Source organism: Deltaproteobacteria bacterium, assembly GCA_019308905.1.
In the GTDB taxonomy this organism is placed as follows: domain Bacteria; phylum Desulfobacterota; class BSN033; order WVXP01; family WVXP01; genus JAFDHF01.
Genome location: JAFDHF010000002.1, coordinates 98,162 through 118,710 on the forward strand (window position 1 = coordinate 98,162; position 20,549 = coordinate 118,710).

Consider the following 20,549-nt stretch of genomic DNA (forward strand, 5'->3'; position numbering starts at 1 on the left):
GATCCGAGTCCTAGGGGCTCAAGCCGTCGAGGTTCAGCTCAACGCCGAGTTGGGCCAGGCCGAAGATGACCTCCTCGGGTGCAAACTCGCAATGCCCGTACTGGTTGAAAAGACTCGGGTAGGCCCTCAAAAACCGGGATCGACCCTTGAGTGCCACCCTGGCCATGTAAATCAACTCGTGCCTGTACGGAACGATCGGATCCTTCAGATTGTGGAGCGATACCACCGGGACCTCCAACTCGCCGGTCGGCCGGTAGAAATCCGCCACGTACCTCCTAGCCTCCGGGTCGGACGAGACCCTTTCAACACCGGCATTCAGCTCCTTGTCGTCCCACCAGGAGCCGGTGCCCCTATACCATCTGAACCGGTTCCCATAGGGCATTCCACCGGCCTTGTCTACCAGGTCGACGGACCCGCAGATGCTGTACTTCAGAATGCCGATTGCTGCCTCCACGTCCTGGTCTGGCCACATGCCCCGTGCTGCCCTGGTGACGTCGAAGAGATCATCGGTCTTCTCTCCGCCGCCCAGGAGAGCCGCGGTGATCCCTTCAACGAGGTAAGGGTCGAAATTGCCGCAGGCGGTGTTGTAAGCGTATTCGAATTCCCCTGGGCCGTATTTGTCGGGATCGACGTACAGGGGGGTGGCCGGATCGTCGGGATGCCGGAAAACGCCTGGGAAGAAATAGTCGAACACGACTCGGAAATCGGCGAGGTACCTGACCTGAAAGGGCATCCCTCCTATGGGCCCACACATGGTCAGTGCACCGCCGTTGAATACTTCCGGGTGTTTCTCCACCATCATCGTAGCGATCAGGCCTCCCTCCGAAGCCCCCACGACGAATACCTTGGAGGCGGAACCGGCCTGGTCTTCCACCTGATCCACCAAGTCGAGTATGTCTCCTTCTGCCTCTTCCACCGCGTCTCCCGCCGTGCTGTAACTAGTCGTGGCAAAGGCATAACCACTCGAGACAACGAGCTCGACCAGGTCCGGGAACCTCGAGAGTTCATCCCACGGCAGCACCGGATCCGGTGGGAACTGGTATCCGTGGGCATAGACGATCAGCTCCCCGTTCCAATCAGAGGGGACACAGATGAGTGTGTCGGCTTGGTCCGGCAAACCGTGTGAAATCCGACACCCTAGTGGAAGGGAAAAGGCGAATGGGCCCTCGGCAAAGGCCGGCCTCCCGGAGGCGAATGCACAGACAAGGAGACCGATTCCAAGAAGCGCCAGGACTCTGTTTGTTTTCTTGTCTCTTCTCCTCATGATTTCCTCCTTTCCTGGATACCATGTGTGAAAAACAGTACCGCTATTGGGAAGAAAACTTCACACAAGATATTGAAATTACAAGAGAAATCTACGGAGAATATAGCAGATTAAGAAGATATGTCAAGAAGAAAATCCCTTGAGTCTCCTCCCTTTCGGAGAAGACCCTTATGCCTGAGCGACATCAGGGAAGCGGTGGGGCGGGCTTGCAAGGGCCGGAAAAACTCCTCCACAGAGAAAAACGGCCGTTTCCCCGTGAAAGGAGCGCGGTGCGAGTGGTGGACATGAGGTCGGGCCCTGGACATCCAACCGAGCCTGAGTTGGAACCCGGGAAAGGGCCCGGCACCTCAATGGACCTTTTTTTCGTAACCCTCCCAATAAGCATCTCTGATAAGCTTTTTGTGGATCTTTCCAGAACCGGTCTTGGGAAGGGAATCGACCAAATCGACGGATTTCGGGCTCTTGTAGTGGGCGAGATTCTCCTTGCAAAAGGCCACTATCTCCCCCTCGGTGGCGGTTTGTCCTTCCTTGAGCACGACGACCGCCTTGACCGCCTCGCCCCACTTCTCGTCGGGAACCCCGACAACCGCCGCCTCCAAAACCGCAGGGTGCTGGTAGAGGACATGCTCCACCTCGGTTGAGTAGACGTTCTCTCCGCCCGTGACAATCATGTCTTTCTTACGATCCACGATCGTGACGTAGCCCTCCTCGTCGATCACGGCCATGTCCCCGGTGTAGAGCCACCCGTCCCGGATAGCCTTCCGGGTCTCTTCCGGTTGTTTCCAGTACCCGCAGGTGACTATCTCCCCCCGCACGATGATCTCCCCCACCTCTTTCTCATCGGGGTTTACCTCGGTGCCGTCCTCCCTCACCACCTTGAGCTCCACGCCGATAAATTCACGGCCGGTTTTGGACTTGTACTTCAACTGTTCCTCGTATGGGAGCCTCTTCAGGTGGTCCTTCAAGATCGAGAGGGTAAGATAGGGGCTGGTCTCCGTCATGCCGTAAGTCTGGATATAGTCGCACCCGAAGGTCTCTATGATCCTCCGAACCACATGCGGAGCGATCGGGGCGCCTCCGCTCAAAAGGACTCTCAAGCTACTGCAGTCGTACCGGCCCACGGAGGGATCGTTTATCAGGAGGTTGAGGGTGGTGGGTATCATATTGGTGATCGTGACCCTTTCCCTTTCGATGGTCTCGAGAACCCGCCTGGCCTCAAAATGGGGGATCATCACGTGGGTCGCCCCCACCCACGTGACCGCCCACGTGGCCCATGCATCGGCGAGATGAAACATGGGAGCCACGTGAATCCAGACATCACTGTCCGTGAGGTGAAGTTCCCCAATGGTCCCCAGGGCATGGCTCGCCACGTTCCTGTGGCTCAGCATCACCCCCTTGGGCCTGCCCGTGGTCCCGCTGGTGTAATAGATCTGTGCCAGATCGTCTCCTTCCAGAGAAACCGGAGGAGGCGGTTCTCCTCCGGAATCGGAAAGGAATTCCTCGTACGACCCCCCCGCTCCGCTGAAAAGAACCCTCCAGCCCCCAGGCCTTCCGGCCTGGACTTGCTCCACGATCTCGCCGAATTCGGGGGACGCGATGAGAAGCTGGCTCTCGGAGTCATCGAGTATGAACGCCACCTCCCTGGGAGAGAGACGATAGTTGACGGGGACCAGCACTGCTCCCGTAATCGCCGTGCCGAAATAGGACTCCAAGAAGACATGACAGTTGGGGTGGAGGATTGCGACCTTCCCCCCCTTGCCGATACCCAGACGGCCGAGACCGCCCGCGAAACGGTACACCCGGTCTATGAACTCGCCATAGGTAAACCGCTCTTCCCCACAGACGATCGCCTCCTTCCTGTGGAAGAGCCGCGCCGCCTTGGACAGGGGTTCTCTCAAAACCATGGACCTCTCCCCTTCAGGAACTCACTCCAGGCACGGTGCGCCTGCTCGGACTCCATGGAACACGGGAGACCGCCACAACCGCCGGGAAGCCGTCACCCGATCTCTCCGAGCGATTCCTCAAGGATTGCAAGTCCACGGTCGAGCTCGTCGTCGGAGATAACCAGGGGCATAAGGGCCCGCATTATGTTCCCGTGGGTTCCCGCGGAGATGGTAATCAATCCCTTCTCGTAACATTTCTTCACCAACTGGCCCGTCTCCTCCTTTGCCGGCTCCCTGGTGACCCGGTCCCTGACCAGTTCCATGGCCACCATCGCCCCCACCCCTCGGACATCCCCGATGAGCTCGTAAGTCTCCTCCATTTCCTTGAAACGATCCATCACCTTTCGGCCGACCGTCTCGGCCCGGCCGAGGAGGTCCTCAGCTTCAAAGGTCTCTATCACCGCAAGCCCGGCACGGCAGGCCAGGGGATTCCCCCCGAAGGTCCCCCCGAGGCCTCCGACATGGGGAGCCTCCATGATCTCGGCCCTCCCGGTGACCCCGGCGATGGGAAGCCCTCCCCCCAGGGATTTTGCCGTGGTTATGATATCGGGCTCCACCCCGAAATGCTCTATGGCAAACATCCTCGCGGTCCGGCCGAACCCTGTCTGGACCTCGTCGTCGATATAGAGGATCCCGTTCTGCTCGCAGATCTCCTTGACCTTTCGGTGCCATCCCGCTGGTGGGACCACGAACCCGCCTTCCCCGAGAACCGGCTCTGCCAGGACCGCGGCCACATTCTCGGCCGAGATATGGGTGTTGAAGACCTCTTTCAGATAGTCGGCGCACCGGAGCTCGCAGGAGGGATACTCGAGGCCGAAAGCGCACCTGTAGCAGTAGGCATAGGGAATCCGATAGACATCAGGCGCATATGGTCCGAACCCGAACTTGTACGGCTTGACCTTGCTCGTCAGGGTCATGGCCAGAAGGGTCCGGCCGTGGAAGGCGTCCTCAAAAACGACAATACCGGGCCGCCCGGTTGCATAACGGGCGATCTTGACCGCATTCTCCACCGCTTCGGCCCCGCTGTTGACAAACATCGTCTTCTTCGGAAACGCGCCGGGAGTGATCTGGTTCATCTTTCTGGCAAGTTCCACGTAGGACTCGTACATCACCACATGGAAGCAGGTATGGGTGAATTTCTCGGCTTGATCCTTGACCGCCTCTACCACCCGGGGAGCACAGTGGCCCACGTTCATCACCCCGATGCCACCTGCAAAATCGATGAATTCCCGACCCTCCACGTCCCTGATGGTCGCGCCCTTTGCCCCGGCCGCAAAGTAAGGCGTCACGTTGAATGGTCCCCGGGGAACATTCTCCTCCCGCGCTTTCAAGAGATCTTCCGTCTTTGACATGTCTTCCTCCTTCTGTTCATTTGTCGGGGCGGTGCTGTCTGGGGGGACAACCCCAAGAGACTCCTGATCATTCCAAAACCTCAAGGCGGCACTCCCTCTTCGTCCCAACCCCTCAGTTGATAGTACTCTGCCAGAAGCCGATCAAAATCCTCTCTCTTGAAAATCCTTCCCTCTTCGATGGGCTCCTCAAAGAAACGCCTCGGCAGGGTATCGTCCTCCCGGGTGAGTCCCTCCCGGATATTGAAAGCCCGCGTCGCGTCGGCGATGTTGCAGGCGATCCTGCGGAGCTCTTCCTCTTTGAGGTCGAGACCCGTGGTGGCCATGATCACCTCTCTGAGATCATCCCAAAGGTAGAGATCCCGGAAAAACCGGCAGAAGATCATGGTATCGAAGATATTGAGCCGGTCCTCGTAGTCGACAAAGATCCTTGCCTTGCCCTCCATCCGATCAGGGGGGCTGATTCCTGCCAGTTCCGGCTTGTAGAAAGTGGTGCGCAGGTGGCATGCGCCGCGGTCCGATGTTGCAAACGCAAGCCCCATACCCTTGAGAGATCGGGGATCGTATCCTGCCGGTTCCATCCCCTTTACATGAATCGCGAGATCCTCGAGTCCCCACTCTCGACTGGCAAAGCGGATTCCTTCGGCCAGAGCCGCGCCGATTCCATCCCGGTTCACAATTCCGTCGAGAAGCCGGGCCACGCCGTCAACATCGCCGTAATCGAGTCTGTCCGGAATCCTTCCCCTCAGCGAGGCCTCGATGGCAAAGGCCGCCAGATTTCCCGCGGTGATCGTATCCAGGCCGAGGTTGTCGCAGAGATCGTTGAGATAGGCGATCTCTTCGATACGATCGATCATGCAGAGTCCGCCGAAGGCATAGATGGTCTCGTATTCAGGCCCCTCGATCTTGAGTCCCTTGTGGCGCCCCTCCCGGACCTCAGAGAGCTTTCCGCAGGCCATAAAGCACTTGCTGCATGCCCTGGGCCTGGTGCTGAGTCTCTCCTTCATGGTCTCGGCGGCCAGTCTCTCCCAGTGCTCGCATCTGCCCTGGCTCCAGTACCGGGACGGAAAGGACGCCACAGGTGTGAGAAGGGCCACCATCATGGGAGTCCCCAGGTTCCTGTAGGCCGCAACACCCGGGTTGTCCTTTGCCTTGGCCAGTGTCTTCCTGCGGAACTCCTCCACGAGATCTCCATGGGCCAGCTCTCTCTTTGCCTCGCCGTAGAAGACGATCCCCTTAACCTTCTTGGATCCCATGACAGCCCCCACCCCTGTCCGACCGGCACACCGCCAGTGGTCGTTACCGATGAGGGCGAACCGCACGAGGCTCTCTCCTGCGGGTCCTATGACAACGGCCTTGGCTCCTCTGGCATCGACTGCCTTCAGGAGAGCATCCTCGGTCTCGTAGGTCCCCTTTCCCCAGAGACCCGAAGCATCGTGGAACCCCACACCCCTGTCGCTGATCTCCAAGAAGACCGGTTCGGTACTCTTCCCGTAAAGGACAATCGCATCGTAGCCCGCCCTGCTCATGGGCTCCGCCGTCTTCCCCCCTGAATAGGACTCCGAGTAGAACCCCGTCAGGGGCGACTTGGTAAATACACCGTACCTGCTCGAACCATGAACAGGGGTGTCTGTCACGGGTCCCAAGGCAAAGATCAGATTGTTCTCCTCAGAAAAGGGATCCACACCGGGCGGATTCCCCTCGAGGAGCAGGTGGGTGGCAAGCCCCTTGCCCCCCAGATAACGTGACAAGACCGAATCATCCACGGCATCAGACCTGTAGGTCCGCCGGGAGAGGTCGATATAGAGTATCCTGCCAAAAAAACCCTTCATCCCCGACACCTCCATCCTCGCTGCAATCGCCTCCACTTCAGAAACCGGGAACCCAGTCTATCACAGAGGCGGGTTCTTTTCCAGGTGGGGAGCGATCCAGCAGAGGTCTCTCCCCCTCCGGCTAGGCGCACGACTCCCCTCCCATGGAGCTACCGTACTTACGAACTGGACCATTCTTATCTCGCACAGGACATGAAGTCAACGGGAGAAAAGACGGATCTTCCCGGTTCCGGTCACTCCCAACGACTCCCAGTAGAATCCGCCGACTGATAGACCACCCGTTCAAATACGGGTTCAAAGCCCGACAATACCGGATTGGAACCACCCTCATGGGACGGGCTGAACATGCCTAATGACCTTCAGCCTCCTGTTTCCAAGACCGCCCACAAGGCAAACCATGATAAAGAAAGAGACAGCCGATTGCAATGGATTTCTGCTTGCAACCGAAGCGCCGGATATGGTAATTTGCTCTTTGTGACGGCCGCCTGTTCTCCTTGCACAGCACGTTTCGACTGTATCGTCTCCTGCACAGGGATCTTTTCCTTCAGAGACAACATGTATCGGATCCTATAAGGATACCCCAAGGCTAGGGGATTCTGCCTTCGAGGGCCGGAGAAATTGAAACGAAAACCGTGAGTGACTGTTACGAGATCCTGCCATGCGAAAGAAAACAGGAAAAAGACTCGACAAGATCGATTCCAAGATCATCGGTCTTTTACAGAAGAACGGGAGACTTCCGAATACACAGATCGCCAAGGAACTCGGCATATCCGAGACTACGGTCAGGAAGCGCCTGGACCGCCTGATCGAAGAGGAGTTCATACAGGTTGTCGCCGTAGGTAACCCTTTCAAACTGGGATTCGGAATCGTAGGAACGATCAAGATCAGCATAGACATCAAGGAAGTCGAGAACGTCATAAGAGAGTTACAAAAGCTGCACGAAGTGTGGTACATAGCTGTAACAACAGGGGCCACCGATATCGATATCGAATTCAACACCCGTTCTCTCGAGGATCTCCATGACCTGGTCTACGAAAAAATCAACAAGATTGACGGTATCATTCGGACAGAAACAATGTTGATCATAAGGTACGCCAAGAGGCGCTACGACTGGGGTACCGCCTTGGACTACCCGAGGTCTTCGCTATCGAACATGGAGGAAAAGCAAGGAGAGATCCAGATTCCTTGACCCGTCGAACCGCTCACCCGGGCTGGCCAACGGCTTCCATGACGTAGTACCCCTCTTCCTGGAGGGAAATCTCGAAGCGACCAGGAACGAGGATGGTCGTATCCGGCAGGACCAGTATCGCCGGTCCTGCAACCTTCATACCTGCCATAAGCTTATCGGCGTCATAACAGAGAGTCTCCACGAAATCCTCCTCTCCCTCAAAATAGGCCTGCTGCCTGCCGATCAAGGCGTCGGACGGAACGCCACCTCCACTGGACCGCCCCTGCAAGGCGATCCTCGGCGTGAGGCTTCTGGCCAGACTTCTCCACATGACAAACTCCACATTGGACTGCGGATCGGCCGTCTTGTATCTTGCCAGATGGGCCCTGTGGAAATCTTCGGCCAGGCGAGCCACGACCTCAGGTGTCGCCCTGCTACCCTCCAGGGCAACCTCGAGTTCGATGACCTGCATGGGATACCTGGCGGCCGAGTAATACTCGAAAACCCGGGTCTCAGGCGGCGCCCCGAGCCGGTCGAGGAACGCTCTTCCCTTCTCTTCGAGCTCTCCCAGGATTCTGTTAACCCCCTCGTAGTCGAAATCTCTGCTGGTGGTGTACCTGCTGGCGACGCTGCTCAAGGCTATATCCGCATTGAGTCCGCCAAAGGCACAGAGCACCGCTGTCTCCTTGGGGATGATAACCCGCTTGACCCCCATCTCCCTGGCAAGACCTGCAGCAAAAAGCCCTGTCGCGCCTCCACCTGAAACAATAACAAACTCCCTGGGATCGATACCTCGCCTTACCGTCATATCCAGAATGCCGCCCACCATCTTCTCTCTGGCCACCTGGTAGATGCCCATGGCCGCCTGCCTGACACTCAGACCGAGAGGTGAGGCTATTTTTTCTTCCACCGCCTTCTCTGCCGACTCGGGAGATATCGCCATCCTTCCGCCCAGGAAATAACCGGGAATGATGTACCCGAGGGCGACACAGGCATCGGTGACCGTGGGCTCCGTGCCCCCCCTCATGTAGCATGCAGGACCGGGCACCGCACCGGCGCTCTGCGGACCGACATTGAGTCTGCCTGCCGGGTCCACCCATGCAATACTTCCGCCTCCGGCCCCGAGGGTCAATATTTCCGTAGCGGATACACCTGTTGGGTAGTTGAGAATCCTTCCATCTCTCGTCGTTGTTATCCGCCCTTCGATCACCGTGCTCACATCGAAGCTTGTCCCCCCCATATCGATCACGAGGCAATTCTGTTCCTTGTTTTGTTCTGCAAAGTACAGCCCTGCCACAGGCCCCATGGAGGGCCCGGAAAAAAGCATGAACACGGGTTTTTCCATGATCTCTTCGATCGGCACCAGTCCCCCGCTCGACACAACGATCAGAGGATCCCCTCTGAAGCCCTTTTCGGATAAGGTATCCCGAAGCCTCTTCAAATACTCCGTGACGACGGGTTGAACCATACAGTTGAGAACAGTGCAGGACATGCGGTGGTATTCGCGGATAATCGGCTGGACCTCGCAGCTGAGGCTGTAGGACACGCTCGGCCACTCTTCCCGGATTATCTCACCGATCCGTCGTTCGTGCCGGGGATTGACTATGGACCACAACAGGCAGACTGCTATGGTTTTCACATCCCACTTCTTGAACTGAGCTACAGCCCGTCTGACCTCATCCTCACTAAGAGGAACGAGTACCTTCCCCTCTTTGTTCATCCTTTCGGTCACTTCCAGGCAGAGATACGGCCGGACCAGAGGCTCGGGAGGGGAAACCTTGTAATCGAATATGTTCAGGCGACGGCCCTCTCCACGCCAGAGAACGTATTTGGTTCCCCTACTACAGATGACCCCGCACTTGACGCCCTTCCTCTCGAGAATGGCATTGGTCGCCGTGGTGGAGCCGTGGATGAACACATCGGTTTTGCTTAGGAGACCTTCGAGGCCGACCCCCAACCCCTTGCCGGCCAGTGTCAAGCAGTCCAGGACTCCCCGGGTGAGATCCTCCGGAGTGGTCGGTGCCTTATGCCTTCCCAACAAGACCTCGTCATCCGCTACCGCGAGATCGGTGAAAGTCCCGCCCACATCCACACTGATTCTATATCCCACCTCTCATTTCCCCTCGGCTTCTCTCTTGGCCTGTTCCCGGAGTTTCTCGGTGGCCGCGTAGTCGACCTCGAACAACTCTGGCTCTGTATTGATGACCACCTTGTAGATGTCCCTCGCGGCCTCAAGGGAGACGAAGCCGTCTCTCACATCGGCCCGGACCGCCTCCGGGTCCCGCTCCGCGGGATCGCCGTAACCGCCCCCCCCGCTGGTCACGGCCACCCACTCCTCATCAGGGCCGACAGTCGCGTTGCCTGCGCTGGAAAGATGCCTCAACCTTTTCCCGGTGTGATGGTCGACGATCCAATGATCATCCGAAGAACCGGCAAGGCCCCCGTAAAGCCCGAAGGGCCTGTTCGTGTACCCGGTCGCGGCATATATGAGGAGCATCTCGTGGTTCACCGGTTGAATCCTCTGGCCCACAGACACCCCGCCCCTCCATTTGCCTGGGCCCCCGGAGTCCCTTGCGGCACTGATCTCCCAGACTATGTTCGGTACCGCCAGCTCAAAGGTCTCTATGAATTCATACCCCATATTGCCCATAATACACGGGGCAAACATGTGGGGCAGCCCGTCGAAGCCCTCTGTTGCCCCGCCCGCGGCAGCCGCCAGATAGTACTGATGTCCATAAGGCTCACCGGTCGACGGATCGACTCCAGAGGCATCGAGATTGGCGACGGAAAACTCGCCCATACCGGCAATGGCACGGTCCGGCAGGATCTTTGACCACGTCTTGAACACGAGATTCGTGATGGTGTCGCAAAAACCGGTGGTGGCTATACTGGTTGCGGCCGGCCATCGCGGTATCCCTGCTATCGAACCTTCTCTCAGCAGGACCTCTATGTGATCCATGACCCCGTCATTGAGGGGGAGGCTGGGATCGAGTACGGGAAGCGTACCTTGAATGGCCGAACACCTCGCCGTCGCATAGGTCAAGTTATAGGAACACTCAAGCTGATCGGGCATCTCTCTGTAGTCAAAAGTGATCACACCCCTGTCCGGGTCAATGGATAGTTTCATTCTAAGGTTGACCCCTTCCGGGCAGAACTCCTCGATTTTCTCACTGATCATCTCTTCTTCCACGGTCACCTTGGGAAATTTCCTGATTTCCTCCCTCATCTTCCTGTCGCCGTACCTCAGGGTCTCTTCGAAACACCCTTTCACGGTATCGTAGCCGAACCGGTCGCAGAGTTCTATGACCCTGTTCTCGGCGACCCACAGAGACCCGGTCTGGGCAAGGAAATCTCCGTACCACTGTCTTGAATACCGGAAGTTGTAACCGATAAAGCGAATCAGGTCCGGAATTATCTCATGGTTGCGGCACAGTCTCACACCAGGGAAATGCATCCCCTCTTGGTAGATCTCCTTGGCATAGACATCGCCTGTCGTGGGCAACGGGCACCCTATGTCGATCAGGTGGCACTTGTTGACCGCCCAGACAACGAATTTTCCCTTGTAGAAGATAGGAGCAAACATCGTCCAATCGCCGACGTGTGCATTGCCGGCAAAAGAGGCGTTATTGACGAAAACATCCCCCTCATGAATGTCGTCTCCAAAAGACCTTATGACCCATCTCAAGGCGGGACTCAGGGTTCCCACGTGCACGGGGAGGCAGTCGAACATGAACAGGACCTTTGCCCTTGCATTCAGTAAAGTGCACGTAAAATCCTTCGCGCCGTAGAGAATCGGATTCCGCGCAGTAGCGAGAATCGTCTCGGTCATCTCGCTCATGATCCCTTCGGCTCTTGCCACGACCACCGAAAAGGTGATCGGGTCGACCTCCGCATCTCCGGTCTCCAGCGCACCGGGTATGCCTTGTATCTCCCCTTCTTCGATCTCGCTGGTTATCTTTTCGACAGCATACGGCGGAAAATCTATGGTCTGTTGCATTCCCCCTGCCCCTATGAATCCAACGGAATCTCAGGCCTCCTCTGTCCGGTGCAAAGCTCGTCAGGATTACAGCTCTTCCTCCTGGCAAATCCTCCCGTCAGGTCGCAGAATTGAGCCACTCGATACGGAACTGCAACGGGAAAGCCGTATCGCGACGGCAATTGACCAGACTCCCGGTGACTAGGTGAGATCCTCCTTCTTGGTGGCCTGGACCTTCATCTCCCTCTTTGCCAGTTCTCGGAAAAAGTACTTTGGGTCGATTGCTCCTTCCGGGCCCCACACGCCCGGTCGGACCCTTCCTTCCGATTGCATCCGGGCCGTGATGGAAGGCGGTACACCCGTTGACACTTCTCCGCAAGAAAAACCCCATCGGCTGTGGGTTCTGATGATGCAGTCGATCACGTATTCCGTCCTTTTCCCGTCCTTGTTGCCGATCACCTGGGCCCGAAGACACTCCATATCGTTGAGTGCAAGCTCCACACCCGCCATCTTCTCTTTGACATGCCTGTCGACCACGGCAGCCAGCACCTCGATGGGAGTCACCTTGGCACCGCCCACCTCGACCGGCTCCTTGCTCGCGAAACCGAGGGAGGCCAGGAACTGGGCCTTCTGTTCGAATTCAGCCGGGAGGCTCAACCGCCAGGTAACCTCCTTGATCCCTTTGTCTCCAAATGAAGCGGGGATAGTGGCCGGCTCGGAGTGAAGGGTATGGATGCAGGTCCGCCGTCCGATGGGCTCCGGGAAGTCGATCTCCATGGCCCCGGACATGGGTGGAAGTGTCCTGTACTCCCCGTCGATGAACTCCACGCAGTCATCGGAGTACTCCTCCATGATCGTCCTGATCGAGTACGGCGGTACAAAGGCTTCCACTCCTTTGGTGTCGGTCATATCGATACTCGCGTCGCTCAGGCGGACGATTTCCACCGTATCGAGCTGGTCGTAGCCGTACCGGGCCAGAACGTTGGTGATCCCCGGAGCTCCTCCGATCCCCAGAACGGCCGTGAGCCCGGCCTTCTCGAAATCGTCGAAAAGCTCCAGCTGCCGCCGTGTTGTATGGAACATCCCTCCGAGATCGTTGTAATGGCAGCCACCCTTGAGGCAGGCCTTCATGACGTTCAGGTTGACATAGTACTGGGCTGCATTGATCACGGCGTCATATCCCTTGAGCAGTTCCGCCGTTTCGTCGACTCTGTACGCATCGACGAAGGCTCCCTTGATACGGGAATCCCCCATCGAGGCCGCTGCCTCTTCCGCCTTTTGACCCTGATAATCCGCAAGGAGAATCTCCTCTACCCCGGCATTCTCGCTCAGATCCCTCACTATGGTCCGTGCCATGGCTCCTGCCCCGCCAACGACTGCGACTCTCATCTTTCTCCTCCCATCGTCCATCCATCAGAACTGGGTGTTTGGAAACATACGACCCGTCCCGAGCCTCCACAACAAGCAGGGGACTATCTTACCGGCTTCCCGTGCTTCAGGTCCGGATATCCATGGATGTCCCTGACAATCTCCTCGAGCCCGAGAGATCTCAATTTATCCGGAACCGGCCTCCCTTCATCATCCCATTGCCTCAGCTCGTAGTACCGCTCGAGCATCTCTTGAAGCGGAACGACCTGGCCCCGACAGGGCCCATCGGGCAGAGGGGTTTTCAGGAATCGATCAGGGAGAGTATCGTCCTTGGACGTGATTCCCTCCCTGACATCGAAAGCCCGTTCGACGGCGACTATCCTCTCTCCGATCCTCAAGAGCTGGGGGAAGCTCATCCTCTTCCCGGTTACTGCATTCACCAGTTTCGTAAGGAATCGATCGTAGTAACCGCCTATGTCGCTGAGAAAATGACAGACACCAAGGCTGTCTTCGACCGCCCGCAACTCCTCCATGTATTTGACCAAATCGGCTTTGCCTTCCACCCTTGTCCTCTCTTCGATCCCGGCATAGGGTTCCATGTAGACACCCACCTTGTTATGGGCCCCTCCAACGGTTGAAACCGCCGTGCCGAGAGCCCATGCATTGAGGCCTCTCAACTCGACCATGACGAGTTCAAGACCCTTGACGTGCATTGCGAAATTCCTGGTCTCTTCGCCCCACTCCTCGGAGAGTCTCTTTGTCCCCCTTGATAGAAGATCGCCGATCCCTTGCCGGCGGGCGACTCTCCCTATCAGGGAAAGAACCGCCTCTTCGTCGCCCCAGGTCAGATCAATCTCCTCCACATCCTGCTTTTGGAGGATTCCTTTCTCGTGGCATTCCATGACAAAGGAGAGGGTGGCTCCGAGGGATATCTCATCGAGACCGTATCTGTTGCACTCCGTGTGAATCTTCAACATTGCTGCCGGGTCCGGAATGTCGAGACCGGATCCGAACTGACCGGTCACGGTGAGCTGAGGAGCCTCGCCGAAGGAGTTTCTGTACCTCCCTTTTCTGACCACGAAAGAATGGCTGCAGGCCGTCATGCAGGTGCCGCAGGCTTTGCTCTTGATCCAGTTCTGTCTTTCGAAGATCTCACCTCTCAATCTGTGGACCTTCCTGTATACTCCTGTTTGGAAATTCTTTGTCTCCAATACACCGGCCCTGCTGTAGTTCTCCGTCTCACCGATCGTCCCTTTTCTCAGGAGGCTCTCGAGGTAGTCGGTCCGTGAGAAAAGATTCTCCGCCCGCCGAACGAGGTCGAGAAGTCTGCCGTGATTCGCCACATGGACCGACCGTCCGCTTCGCACTGCAACGGCCTTCAACCCCTTGGAACCCATGACTGCTCCAAGGCCTCCACGACCGGCCGCCCTGTTCATGTCACCTATTATGTTGGCGTAGCTCACCAGATTCTCGCCCGCTTGGCCGATCGCCGCTATTCGAACATAGGGATCCCCCAATTCCGTCCGGATGATATTGTTCGTCTCCCATACGTCCTTTCCCCAAAGATGCCCCGCCTCCCTCAATTCGATACACCCGTCACTGATATGCAAATACACGGGTTCCTTCGAAGCGCCCTTGAGAACGAGTAGATCGACCCCGGCTCTTCGCAGCTCTATCCCAAAAAAGCCCTTTGCCGTCCCCAGGGCGATGATTCCGGTGAGGGGAGATTTCGATCCCACGTTCCAAACGCACGAACTCGGCACCAGGGTGCCGACAAGCGGGCCTACTCCGAAAGCGAGCACGTTGCCAGGCGCGAGGGGATCGATTTCGGGACCTACGAGGCGATAGAGGGTGTGGGAGATCAATCCACGACCCCCCAGGAATCTCTCCATTGAACCCTCGGGAAGGGATGTCCTGCTGATCTGTGAGGCCCCGAGATCGACTGTGACCTGAGTTCCCGTCCATCGGGCCATGATTGGATGTCTCTTTCCCGCTAGAGTTTTGTCTTTCCACCAACGAGAGGAGCCGTGATCACACCCAGCCCCCTCTCCTTTAGACACACCCCTGCCTCACCCACGTCCATGAACTCGATCGCACGGGCAGGACAGAGGCGAGTGCATTCGCCGCAGGCATTGCAGCCGACCTTGATCACCGGTATGTTGACGTCGAGCTTTTCGTCACTGAGAATGAGTATGAATGCATCCTCTCTTTCGAGATTTTTCACGGCAGAGCAAACGATCTCGCAGACCCGGCACCCACTGCATCGATCCAAGTGGACCAAAAGCGTCTTGTCCTGGATGAGTACATTCCTGTTCATGACTTCAATTCGTACAAATAGGTAGGCTCTGTACTGATTTTCGTCATTCTAGGACGGAATTCGCCGAATGTCAATATTTTATATCGCGCATTTTTCACAGTCCGAAGGCCAACCGGGGAATCATGCGTCCCTGTATCTGCGGGCCTGCCCCGACCCGGTTCCGCTCCTGAAAGGGGTGAAGCCACCCTCAAGCGCACCGTATCGGAGTGCTCAACCAGCCAGATGGGAAAGCCATGCGGGCAAACCTCTCAGAACTCGGTCTTGTTGGAAGTAGAGCTTCCTAGGTTCAAGAATTTCTTATGTTTTCCTACCGATACGGAGCGGGGCACCTGAGGCTGCGAGCCCGGCGAAGCGTATCGGGGCTTTTGCCCAATTGCAGCAGTTTTTCGTCGCAATTGGCCTTAAAGTTCGTAACTTTCGTCGTATTCAGGCCCAAATATTCTGTTTGTCGAATTTCGTGCTTGACATCCGAGCAGGATGAATGTATCTTGGTCTTTTGATCATCGGGCTGGGTGGCTGCCCGTGCATTTTGCCTGGTGAAAGACCAGAAAGGAGGGGCGAGACGATGAGGAAGGGAATCTGCCTTATCACAGGATTGGTTTGGTGCCTTGGGACCGTTCTCATGGGGAATGTACCTCTCGGTGCGGCAGAGGTGATCAAAGTGGGGGCTCTTGTTCCTTACACCGGCGCTTACTCGAGCGATGGTGACGATATGCTGAAGGGTATCACCATGGGGGTTGACGAGATCAACGCCAGGGGAGGGATCCTGGGAAAGAAGATCAAGATCATCATCGGCGACACAGGGGAACTCGAACCGGACAAGATCGTTACAGCGGTGGAAAAGCTCGTGAACCGCGACAAGGTGAACGCCATATTCACGGGTTACGCGGACACCGGATCGGACGTTACGGCTGTCGGAAAGTACGATATCCCCTATTTTCATGCCGACACAACCCACATTTCCCTGGATCTCGTGAAGGAGAATATCGACAAGTACTGGAATGTCTTCATGGTGGACGATGACGAAGGCATCTACGGCCCCTGGGTCTATGAGGCGGTCACCAAGACACTGGGAATCGAGTTCCGAAACAAGAAAGTGGCAATAATCACCAACGACTACTCGTTCACCAAGTGGATTTCAGATGACTTCAGAAAAGCCCTGAAAGGAGGCGGATGGGAGATCGTTGTCGACGAGTTCGTCCCCTTTGGGACGAGTGAGTGGGGATCCACTCTCGGGAAGATAAGGTCCAAAGATCCGTCCTGGATTCTTTTCATCGATATGATGCCTGCCGAAGAGGCGAGCTTTATCCGGCAATTCACAGAGAAACCAATCAACGCTCACGTCTACATGATGTACGGTCCTTCGATTCCGGAATTCTTGGAGCTAGCCGGGGAAGCGGCAAACGGGATTTTCTGGTGTACCCAGATAGCACCTCTTGTCCACACGGAAAAGGGTAAGAACTGGGCCAAGAGGTTTGAGAAAAAGTACGGCCGCTCTCCCGGATTCAGCACCTCTGCATTCACCTACGACGAGGTCTACATCTGGGCGCAAGCAGTCCAAAAGGTCGGAAACGAGAAGGACTACAGGGCTGTATGCAAAGCCGTTCTGGACGCCCCTTACGAGGGTATATGTGGAAAATATGTCTTTGATCCCAAGGACCAGCACGCCATGATTGCCGACGACAAGATTCCGGTCCATCTCTATCAGGTCCGGAACAGGCACCATGTGTTGACCGTCCTGGGTGATAGGGTGATGTCGCCCTACGTGACACCTCCTTGGTTCAAGTGAGTTTCTGCCAAGCAGCAGGAGACGAGATTCTTCTTTGGGATCGGTTGTTGGCTGTTTTGCCCCGCCGGCGCTTGCTGCGCCGGCGGGGCAAAAAAACCACCCGGAAAGGATGAAATCCTGTTCTTCGTGACAGGGGCTCCGCTTCGGAAGATCCGAAGACACGGCCCACATAACCGGACAGCGTATTTCATTGAACGGAGATGTTGCTTTCAGCCAGAAACCTGAGTATGAGATTCGGGAACCTCCTCGCCCTGAACTCGGTCAGTTTCGACGTGGCCGAGGGTGAGGTGTTCGGAATCGCAGGGCCCAACGGTGCGGGCAAGACAACCCTTTTCAACGTCATCACAGGATTCTATCGAGGGACGGGCAAGATTCTCTTCGGCGGCGGGGAAATTCAGGGCCTTCAACCTCACCAGATCTGTCACCGCGGCATAGCGAGAACCTTTCAGCTTCCCAACATCTTCGCAAGCCTTACCGTCTATCAAAACATCAGATTCGGAGCACACTTCGGCAACCCGGGAAGCCCGACCAAGGACAAGGAGATCGAGGAGATACTCGAGCTGACCGAGCTGGAAGAGAAGAGGGATCTGCGTACGAGAAGCATCGATCTGTTCGCCAAGAAAAAAACAATGCTTGCCAGCGCCGTTGCGACAAAGCCGAAACTCCTTCTCCTGGATGAGCCGATCGGAGGGCTCAACCCTGACGAAATCGATCATTTTCTGAATCTGATTGGAAGAGTGAGAGTCGAACTCGGTGTTACCTTCATGATCATCGAGCATCTGATGGAGTACCTCATGGAGCTCTCCGATCGTCTGATGATCTTGGATTTTGGTGAAAAAATCTGTATCGGTACCCCTTCGACGGTTGCCAGAGACAAAAGAGTCGTGGAGGTCTATCTCGGGGAAGGGTCGGCCTGATGCTGCAGGTGACAAGGATAGACACCTACTATGATGAATTCAGGGTCCTCAAAGAGATTTCTCTATCTGTTTCGGAGGGAGATCTTGTTCTTGTGTTCGGCCCCAACGGCCACGGGAAGAGTACACTGCTGAAAACCATCTCGGGACTGATAAAGCCGTCAACCGGAACGATCGAGTTCGATGGAAGAGAAATCCACCACCTCCCTATCGACCGGATCGTCGCGATGGGATTGGTCTATATTCCGGAAGAGAGACACCTGTTCACCGAAATGACCGTGCTGGAAAACCTCAAACTCGGGGCATACAACCCGTCGGCCTGGCCGAAGCTGCAACAGAGTCTTGAATTCGTTTTCAACCTGTTCCCGAGGCTCGAAGAGAGGAAAAAGCAGATCGTCTCGACCCTGAGTGGAGGGGAATTGAGGATGCTTGCCATAGGCCGAGGGCTCATGGCGGGAGCCAAGTTTCTGGCGATAGACGAGCCGTCTCTGGGATTATCGCCGATCCTCACAAGAGAGGTCTTCCGCAAAATCGAAGAAATCAACAGGAACAACATCACCATCCTCCTGGTAGAGCAAAACATAAAGGAGACCGCTTACATGGCCCGCCGTGTCTATCTCATGGAGGACGGCCGCATTACTTTTGGCGGCACCAAGGAGGAGGCTCTTCTGAATTCTAGAGTCAGGCAGGCGTTTTTGGGGAGAAAGAAGGCATAAAAGTGACCAGTCTCTTCGTTGAATCTCTCATAAGCGGCATTACCCTCGGAGCCGTCTATGCCGTAATTGCCATGGGGCTTTGCCTCGTCTACGGAGTGTCGAAAATCTTCAATTTCTGCCACGGAACGATGTTCACCCTGGGCGCCTATTTCGCGTGGCTCTGCATCAACAGGTTCCATCTCAACTATGGACTGACCTTCCTCATCGTCCTTCCCGTGATGTTCGGAATCGGTCTGGCCCTTGAGCGAATCGTGATCCATCCTCTCCGATGGAAATCCGACTGGCAATTCACGACCATTGTGGCGACCCTAGGAGTGGCCATTCTCTTGGAAAACATGATCCAGATAGTCTTTAACCCGAGAACCAAGATGCTCCCCCCGATTCTCGAAGGGACGGCTGGAATCGGCGGGTATGTGATCAGCAGGCACGAAGTGATCATCTTTTTCGTGGCCATTTTGACCATCGTCCTGACACAGTTCTATCTCACCAAGGCCAAGACGGGAATGGCGGTTCGAGCTGTCTCGCAGGACACCGAAGGGGCACAGATCGTCGGAATAAGGGTGGACCGTCTCTTCTCTTACACATTCGGCATTTCTGTGGTCATGGCGGCCATCGGCGGCATCCTGATGGCCCCAAAATTCTATATCACCCCCTCGGGAGGATGGGTACCACTGATCAAGGGATTCATCATCGTGTGTTTCGGAGGGCTTGGAAGCATCCCGGGAACCCTATACGCCGCATTCATATTGGGGATCTTCGAGGCCATGGTTTCGCTCTACATTGGACCTCTCTGGGTCTTTCCCTTTTGGACCCTTCTTTTCATTCTGATCCTCTCCTTCAAGCCGCGAGGGCTTTTGGGTGCATGGGGCTGAGTTCATGACCGACCGCAAGAAGTACATCGCACCACTCTTTTTGCTGTTCTTCCTGCTGTTCCCCCTCTTCGTCCGGGACCGCTATATCATTCATATCGTCATTCTGTGTTTCATATGGGGTGCGGTAGCCGAGTCATGGAATCTGATCATGGGATACGCGGGCATCTTTTCCCTCGGCCAAATCGGTTTTTTCGTGATCGGGGGCTATACCTCGGCCATGCTCTCCAAAGCCCTCGGCTTGTCCCCATGGCTGGGAATGCCGTCCGGCGGACTGCTGGCTGTCGCCGCAGGCCTGATAATCGGCCTCCCATGCCTCAGGCTCAAGGGTGTCTATATCGCCTTGCTCACACTGGCCTTTGCGGACTCTATTCCATACCTCATCATTCTGACGGAGGGAATCGGGAGTGGAGGGTCGAGCGGTTTGCCGGGCATCCCTTCCCTGTCTCTCGGGGGCTTCGATTACGGGTTCGAAAAAATACCTTACTACTACACGGCCCTCGTTCTATCCGGAATCTGTCTCTTGGTCATATACAAGGTGATCCGCTCGAACATCGGGCTGGGCTTCATGGGGCTCCGGGACTCGGAGGATTTTGCCAAGAGCCTGGGAATCAACGAGTATAAGTACAAGCTCCTCGTATTCGGAATCTCTGCTTTTCTAACGGGCATAATGGGGGCGTTCTACGGTCATTACGTTTCGTCCCTGGGTCCCAAGCTCCTTGGGCTAGATCTGTTTCTAACCGTTATCATGATGGTCGAGTTCGGTGGAACCGGACGCTTTCCAGGGGCCCTCCTCGGGGCGTTCATCATCACTCTGCTCAATGAATTCTTGAGGGCGTTCGGACTATACCGGCTCGTCATCTTGGGGGTCGTGGTTGTTTCATCCATTATCTTCATGCCCGAAGGAGTGATCGGGTACGTCGACTACATCGGTCGAATCCGTGTTCTGGCCGGAGCAGGCAGAGCAAGACAGAAGGGCGACACGGATAAGCTTTGAAGTGCCTCGTTTCCAGGCACCTGAAAGAGTATCGAACTCCGGGAGCC

General features: G+C 56.3%; 15 protein-coding genes. 6 read left to right on the plus strand and 9 right to left on the minus strand.

All coding sequences use genetic code 11. The features are described 5' to 3' along the window. Positions 1–10: 10 nt before the first annotated feature. From JRJ26_01470 to JRJ26_01485, 4 genes are all read right to left on the minus strand, one after another. On the minus strand, positions 11–1,264 hold the full coding sequence (locus JRJ26_01470) for a hypothetical protein (protein ID MBW2056144.1): 1,254 nt from the start codon (positions 1,262–1,264) through the stop codon (positions 11–13). A 347-nt stretch (positions 1,265–1,611) separates the two neighbouring features. Further along, the gene (locus JRJ26_01475) at positions 1,612–3,168 is read right to left on the minus strand and encodes a long-chain-fatty-acid--CoA ligase (GenBank protein ID MBW2056145.1); all 1,557 of its coding nucleotides are present in this window, start codon (positions 3,166–3,168) and stop codon (positions 1,612–1,614) included. A 92-nt stretch (positions 3,169–3,260) separates the two neighbouring features. Next, the gene (gene gabT / locus JRJ26_01480; protein MBW2056146.1) at positions 3,261–4,559 is read right to left on the minus strand and encodes a 4-aminobutyrate--2-oxoglutarate transaminase; all 1,299 of its coding nucleotides are present in this window, start codon (positions 4,557–4,559) and stop codon (positions 3,261–3,263) included. Positions 4,560–4,639: 80 nt separating this feature from the next. Beyond that, positions 4,640–6,388 carry an aldehyde ferredoxin oxidoreductase family protein gene (locus tag JRJ26_01485; protein ID MBW2056147.1) on the minus strand — a complete coding sequence of 583 codons (1,749 nt, stop codon included), beginning with the start codon at positions 6,386–6,388 and terminating at the stop codon, positions 4,640–4,642. A gap of 658 nt (positions 6,389–7,046) precedes the next feature. Between JRJ26_01485 and JRJ26_01490 the strand changes: the two genes are divergently transcribed. Then, positions 7,047–7,577, plus strand: coding sequence for an Lrp/AsnC family transcriptional regulator (locus JRJ26_01490; GenBank protein ID MBW2056148.1), 531 nt, complete (start codon positions 7,047–7,049; stop codon positions 7,575–7,577). A 13-nt stretch (positions 7,578–7,590) separates the two neighbouring features. On the opposite strand, the gene JRJ26_01495 is transcribed toward JRJ26_01490, so the two are convergent. The 5 genes from JRJ26_01495 to JRJ26_01515 form a co-directional block, all read right to left on the minus strand. Further along, a complete protein-coding gene (locus JRJ26_01495) occupies positions 7,591–9,666 on the minus strand; it encodes a hydantoinase/oxoprolinase family protein (protein ID MBW2056149.1) in 2,076 nt (691 codons plus the stop codon). A 3-nt stretch (positions 9,667–9,669) separates the two neighbouring features. Beyond that, positions 9,670–11,553: a hydantoinase B/oxoprolinase family protein gene (locus JRJ26_01500; GenBank protein ID MBW2056150.1), complete on the minus strand. Its 1,884-nt coding sequence runs from the start codon at positions 11,551–11,553 to the stop codon at positions 9,670–9,672. Positions 11,554–11,733: 180 nt separating this feature from the next. After that, positions 11,734–12,921 carry a saccharopine dehydrogenase NADP-binding domain-containing protein gene (locus JRJ26_01505; protein ID MBW2056151.1) on the minus strand — a complete coding sequence of 396 codons (1,188 nt, stop codon included), beginning with the start codon at positions 12,919–12,921 and terminating at the stop codon, positions 11,734–11,736. 83 nt (positions 12,922–13,004) lie between these two features. Further along, the gene (locus JRJ26_01510) at positions 13,005–14,873 is read right to left on the minus strand and encodes an aldehyde ferredoxin oxidoreductase family protein (GenBank protein ID MBW2056152.1); all 1,869 of its coding nucleotides are present in this window, start codon (positions 14,871–14,873) and stop codon (positions 13,005–13,007) included. A 20-nt stretch (positions 14,874–14,893) separates the two neighbouring features. Next, positions 14,894–15,217: a hypothetical protein gene (locus JRJ26_01515; protein MBW2056153.1), complete on the minus strand. Its 324-nt coding sequence runs from the start codon at positions 15,215–15,217 to the stop codon at positions 14,894–14,896. A gap of 565 nt (positions 15,218–15,782) precedes the next feature. On the opposite strand from JRJ26_01515, the gene JRJ26_01520 reads away from it, so the two are divergent. The 5 genes from JRJ26_01520 (at position 15,783) to JRJ26_01540 (ending at position 20,502) form a co-directional block, all read left to right on the plus strand. Continuing rightward, complete coding sequence (locus tag JRJ26_01520; GenBank protein MBW2056154.1) at positions 15,783–17,006, plus strand: ABC transporter substrate-binding protein; 1,224 nt, start codon at positions 15,783–15,785, stop codon at positions 17,004–17,006. A 227-nt stretch (positions 17,007–17,233) separates the two neighbouring features. Further along, a complete protein-coding gene (locus JRJ26_01525) occupies positions 17,234–17,923 on the plus strand; it encodes an ATP-binding cassette domain-containing protein (protein MBW2056155.1) in 690 nt (229 codons plus the stop codon). Next, positions 17,923–18,636 carry an ABC transporter ATP-binding protein gene (locus JRJ26_01530; GenBank protein MBW2056156.1) on the plus strand — a complete coding sequence of 238 codons (714 nt, stop codon included), beginning with the start codon at positions 17,923–17,925 and terminating at the stop codon, positions 18,634–18,636. Before JRJ26_01525 ends, JRJ26_01530 begins: the two co-directional genes overlap by 1 nt. Before the next feature lie 2 nt (positions 18,637–18,638). Further along, on the plus strand, positions 18,639–19,508 hold the full coding sequence (locus JRJ26_01535; GenBank protein MBW2056157.1) for a branched-chain amino acid ABC transporter permease: 870 nt from the start codon (positions 18,639–18,641) through the stop codon (positions 19,506–19,508). 4 nt (positions 19,509–19,512) lie between these two features. Next, positions 19,513–20,502: a branched-chain amino acid ABC transporter permease gene (locus JRJ26_01540; GenBank protein MBW2056158.1), complete on the plus strand. Its 990-nt coding sequence runs from the start codon at positions 19,513–19,515 to the stop codon at positions 20,500–20,502. Positions 20,503–20,549 lie beyond the last annotated feature (47 nt).